This window comes from Petrotoga halophila DSM 16923 (assembly GCF_002924615.1).
Genome location: NZ_JALY01000201.1, coordinates 1 through 4,659 on the forward strand (window position 1 = coordinate 1; position 4,659 = coordinate 4,659).

Annotated in this window: 3 protein-coding genes; 1 reads left to right on the forward strand and 2 read right to left on the reverse strand. The window is 34.6% G+C overall.

Annotated elements, in window-relative coordinates; all coding sequences use genetic code 11:
- The first annotated feature begins 171 nt into the window (after positions 1 to 171).
- Positions 172 to 1,164: an S-layer homology domain-containing protein gene (locus tag AA81_RS09950; RefSeq protein ID WP_169926356.1), complete on the forward strand. Its 993-nt coding sequence runs from the start codon at positions 172 to 174 to the stop codon at positions 1,162 to 1,164.
- 52 nt (positions 1,165 to 1,216) lie between these two features.
- Here AA81_RS09950 and AA81_RS09955 read toward each other — a convergent pair whose 3' ends face one another.
- Together AA81_RS09955 and ileS are read right to left on the reverse strand one after the other, a co-directional pair.
- Positions 1,217 to 1,870 carry a TIGR00153 family protein gene (locus AA81_RS09955; protein WP_103079312.1) on the reverse strand — a complete coding sequence of 218 codons (654 nt, stop codon included), beginning with the start codon at positions 1,868 to 1,870 and terminating at the stop codon, positions 1,217 to 1,219.
- 90 nt (positions 1,871 to 1,960) lie between these two features.
- A partial coding sequence (gene ileS / locus AA81_RS09960; protein WP_103898924.1) for an isoleucine--tRNA ligase occupies positions 1,961 to 4,659 on the reverse strand: 2,699 nt, incomplete at its 5' end.

Sequence of the window (4,659 nt, forward strand, 5' to 3'; positions counted from 1 at the left end):
AACGATCTTATCTATATCGTTTTCGTTTAATTCCCCACAAGTGTGAGTTCTTTTTTGGAACAAAAATAACACCTCCAATATTTTTTCATCTTATTTTACCACTTTTTGTGATAAAATAAAATCGATAGCAGCAAAAATGCTTAAAATTTTAAAATTCAGGAGGTGTGTGTAGTGAAAAAGGTAGGTATTGTGTTTCTATTTTTATTTTTGGCTTTAGGAGTATTTTCGCAATCTTTTAAAGATGTTCCCATCAATCACTGGGCCTATGACGCAGTTGAAAGACTTTCTAGTATTGGCATAATTGAGGGTTACCCCGATGGTACTTTTAAAGGATTAGAAAACATGAACAGGTATCAACTGACTGTCGCCTTGTCCAGAACGATTGATTACGTTGAACAAAGCATGGTTGAACCTTTAGCCCAAAATTTAGCAAATCTGGAAAAGACTGTAAGTAGTTTATCTGTACCACAAGGGGTTTCATCATCAGAATTACAACAACTTCAAACAAAATTAAACTCTGTTACAAGTGATCTTTCTAGTCTTCAGAGCTCCGTTTCGAGGTTGGATAGTTCGGTGAAGGAACTACAGAATTCTTATGAGTTGCTTGGTTATGCTACCACAAAGATAGATGAATTAGAAAGAACGGTTAACGCCATATCCGTGCCTGCTGTAAGTGAAACTGACATTAGGAACTTAGATAGCAGAGTTACCAGTTTGGAAAACACCGTTGAAAGTCTGAATAGTAATTATCAAAATCTTTCTCAAACGGTGGCTAATTACGATCAAGAAATACAGTCGTTAAAGAATTCAGTTGGTACTTTAGAAAACTCTTTTTCTAGTGTCAACCAAGATTTGGAGAGATTAAACGCTTTAACGGCTAACTTGAATTCGAAGATAGATTCTAAAGTTGATAAAACTGATTTTACCTCGTTAAAAAACGATACTGACGAATTGAGTGTTCAATTAAGTAACAATTCCGAATCTATTTCTGAATTATCACAAAACTTACAAACCGTTCAAAGCAGTGTCAACCAGCTATCTCAAGAGGTCACAGATGTAAAACAAATAGCTGAAGGTGCTGGTGGAGGAGTGAACTTCTTAGATATTATTATCTCGGTGGTAATTTCCGCAGGTTTATCCTTTGCTATAATGAACTTTATGTAATAATAACGACCTTGGTATAAAATATCGCTGGTTTTTTCGACCAGCGATATTTTTATTTAATATTTCTTTTTAAGACTATAATTTCTAATTTATCAGAAGCATCTTCAGCCCTATCAGCGATATCTCCTATTTGTAAAAAAAGATCTTTTAACTGCAATTTTTCGGATAATTCAAGATTATCTATTTCAAACAATCTTCTTATTAAATCTTTCTCTAAGATATCTTCTTCATGTTCGTGTAATTCAACTTTTTGAATATATTCACCACTTTTTTCTATATTTTCGAATACGTTTTCTATAGACTTTTTCAAGAATTTATAGGTTTTCTTTACCAATCCACATTGTTCTAAAAAATTTTCTCTAAAATCCTTGGGGATTTTTGGCTTTTGAAAAACCAAGATTTCTGAAACGGTTTGTGTTTTATTCATAACCTTATCAACTGCTTCTATTAATTCTAAAAGCTCTCCTCTAAAATTTGGCAAAAAGGCTCCTTCATACATTTCACTTTCAGTTTTTCTTCTTAATGTGTCAGCTTCGCTTTCTATCTTAGATATTTGTTTTGACAATTCTTCAGATTTTTCCATATCATTCGTTACATACAATTCTACTAATTCTGTGAGAAAGTTTACTCCTTCTTCGACTTTTTCTAAATGTTTAGAAAAAAGTTTTATTACTTTTTCTTCCTTTTTTCCAAAAAAAAGCTTCATGATGTACCCCCTCACCTACCTTAGCATACTGCTTTTAGAATTTCTAAACATTGTTTTTGTGTTCCTTTGCCATGCAGCACATCCTAGAATTTATGCATTTATTTCTTCTTTTAGTACTCTTGCGCATCTCGGACAAACACCTGGAAAATCAGGGTCTTTTCCCGTATTAGGATCCACTTTCCAACATCTTTCACATTTTTTCCCTTCTGCTTTGGCGACTTTAATTGTAGCGTACCTTCCCTCAAATCCATCATCGACATTACCAAATTCAAATTGAGATACTATCAATAGATCAGCTATCGAGTTATTATCGTATTGAGATAAAATTTGCCTTAAGGTATCGTCTTTTAGGTTAACGATAACCTTGGCATCTAGAGAATTTCCCAAAGATTTTTCTTTTCTTTTCTCTTCAAGTGCCTTTAAAACATCTTCTCTCAAACCAAAAATTTTATCCCACTTTTCTTCTAATTCTTCATTGAGAAAATCTTCTTTGTATTCGGGCCATAGTTCAGCGAATATGGTTTCATGTTTGTTTGAATAATTGAGATGATCGTAAACTTCTTCAGCTGTAAAAGGTAATATGGGTGAAATCATCTTATTTAATGCCACAGCGGTTTCATATAAAACGGTTTGAGCCGATCTTCTGAGTTTAGATTTTTTCCCTTCTACGTATATTCTATCTTTTATTATATCCAAGTAAGTAGCACTCATATCTATAGTGCAAAAGTTGTTTATAAGGTAATGCACTTTGTAAAATTCGTAGTTGTCATACGCTTTAGTGACATTTTTTATCAAATTATGTAACTTCATCATGGCCCATTGGTCTATTTCTAACATCTCTTCATAATCCACATAATCTTCATCAGGATTGAAATCATTTATATTACCCAGCAAAAATCTTATAGTATTTCTAAGTTTACGGTAGGTTTCAACCTGTTGTTCTAAGATATTGTAAGATATTTTTATATCCATTCTGTAATCCGCCGATGCAACCCATAATCTTAATATATCCGCTCCATATTTGTTGATAATGTCTTTTGGATTGACTACGTTCCCCAAGGATTTAGACATTTTCTTTCCTTCATCGTCTTTTATAAAGCCATGAGTCAAAACAGATGAATAAGGGGCTATTCCATGTTTTGCTACAGCTAAGAATATAGAACTTTGGAACCAGCCTCGATGTTGATCGCTTCCTTCAAGATATAAGTCTACAGGGAATTTTTTTAATTCTTCACGAGAATTTGCAACCGCCTCAAAAGAAGATCCGGAATCGATCCAAACATCTAAGATATCTTCTTCCTTTTTGAAAGTGGAACCACCACATTTAGGGCACCTGTAATCATTCGGTAGAAGTTCTTTCGCTTCTTTTTCAAACCACGCATTACTCCCTTCTTTTTTTATAATTTCGATAACGTGGTCTAAAATTTTACTGTCTAAAATTGTCTCACCACAATCCTCACATTTAATAGCTGGTATGGGGATTCCCCATGCACGCTGTCTTGAAATTACCCAGTCAGGTCTCTCTCTCACCATAGATGAGATTCTATTTTCTCCCCACTTTGGAATCCAATTTACTTTTTTTATCTCTTCTAATACCTTTTCACGATAGTTGTTTTTTTCAAGGTCTATAAACCATTGAGGAGTGGCTCTAAAGATAACAGGATTTTTACAACGCCAACAATGTGGATAGGAATGAGTTAACTTTCCTGATTGAACGAGAAATCCGTTTTCTTTTAGATCTTTTATGATTTCTTTGTTTGCTTCCCAAATTTTCATCCCTTTATACTTTCCAGCTTCGTTGGTGAAATATCCCTGACTATCTACTGGAGATATTACTTGAAGATTGTACTTTGTACCTGTTATATAATCTTCCATCCCATGCCCTGGGGCAGTGTGAACACATCCGGTACCTTCTTCCAAAGTAACGTAATCTGCAAGTACTAAAAGGCTGTCTCTCTCCATAAAAGGGTGTCTAGCTTTTTCCCCATCTAATGTTGATCCTTTAAACGTATCGATTATTTTATAATCATCTATTCCGGCTTCTTTCATAGTTTTATCAACCAATTCTTTAGCCATTATCCAATATTCGTTTCTAACTTCCACTTTTGCGTAATCAAAATTAGGGTGCACAGCAATAGCTACGTTCGCTGGTAAGGTCCAAGGTGTTGTTGTCCATATGATCACGTATGTATTATTTTCTCCAACTAGAGGGAACTTTACATAAATTGAGTCCGATGTATGATCGTGGTATTCAACTTCCGCTTCTGCTAGAGCGGTTTGACATTCTGTACACCAATATATCGGTTTTGTGCCCCTATAGATGTTGCCAGCGTCAACTAAAGTACGAACGATCTCTAAAACCTTGGCTTCATATTCTGGATTCAAAGTTAAATAGGGTTTATCCCAAAAACCCACTACCCCCAACCTTTTAAAGCTTTCTCGTTGAACGTCTACGAACTTCATAGCGTAATCTTCACATAATTTTCGAATTTCCGACTTATTCAACGTGTTTACCTTATCTCCAAGTTTAGTAGTTACATTATGTTCTATAGGAAGACCATGTGTATCCCAGCCGGGAACATAAGGTGCATCAAAACCTCTCAATGTTTTGTATTTTAAGACTATATCTTTTAAAACCTTATTAAGAGCGGTCCCCATATGAATATCTCCGTTGGCATACGGTGGACCATCATGTAAAACAAACTTTTTCCTCCCTATTCTTTTGTTCCTGAGATAGTAGGCAATATTTAAATTATCCCATTTTCGAAGAATCTGAGGCTCCTTTTCTT

Excerpts from the sequence above, each read along its gene's own strand:
- AA81_RS09955 (WP_103079312.1), bottom strand. The coding sequence starts at position 1,870 with ATGAAGCTTTTTTTTGGAAAAAAGGAAGAAAAAGTAATAAAACTTTTT.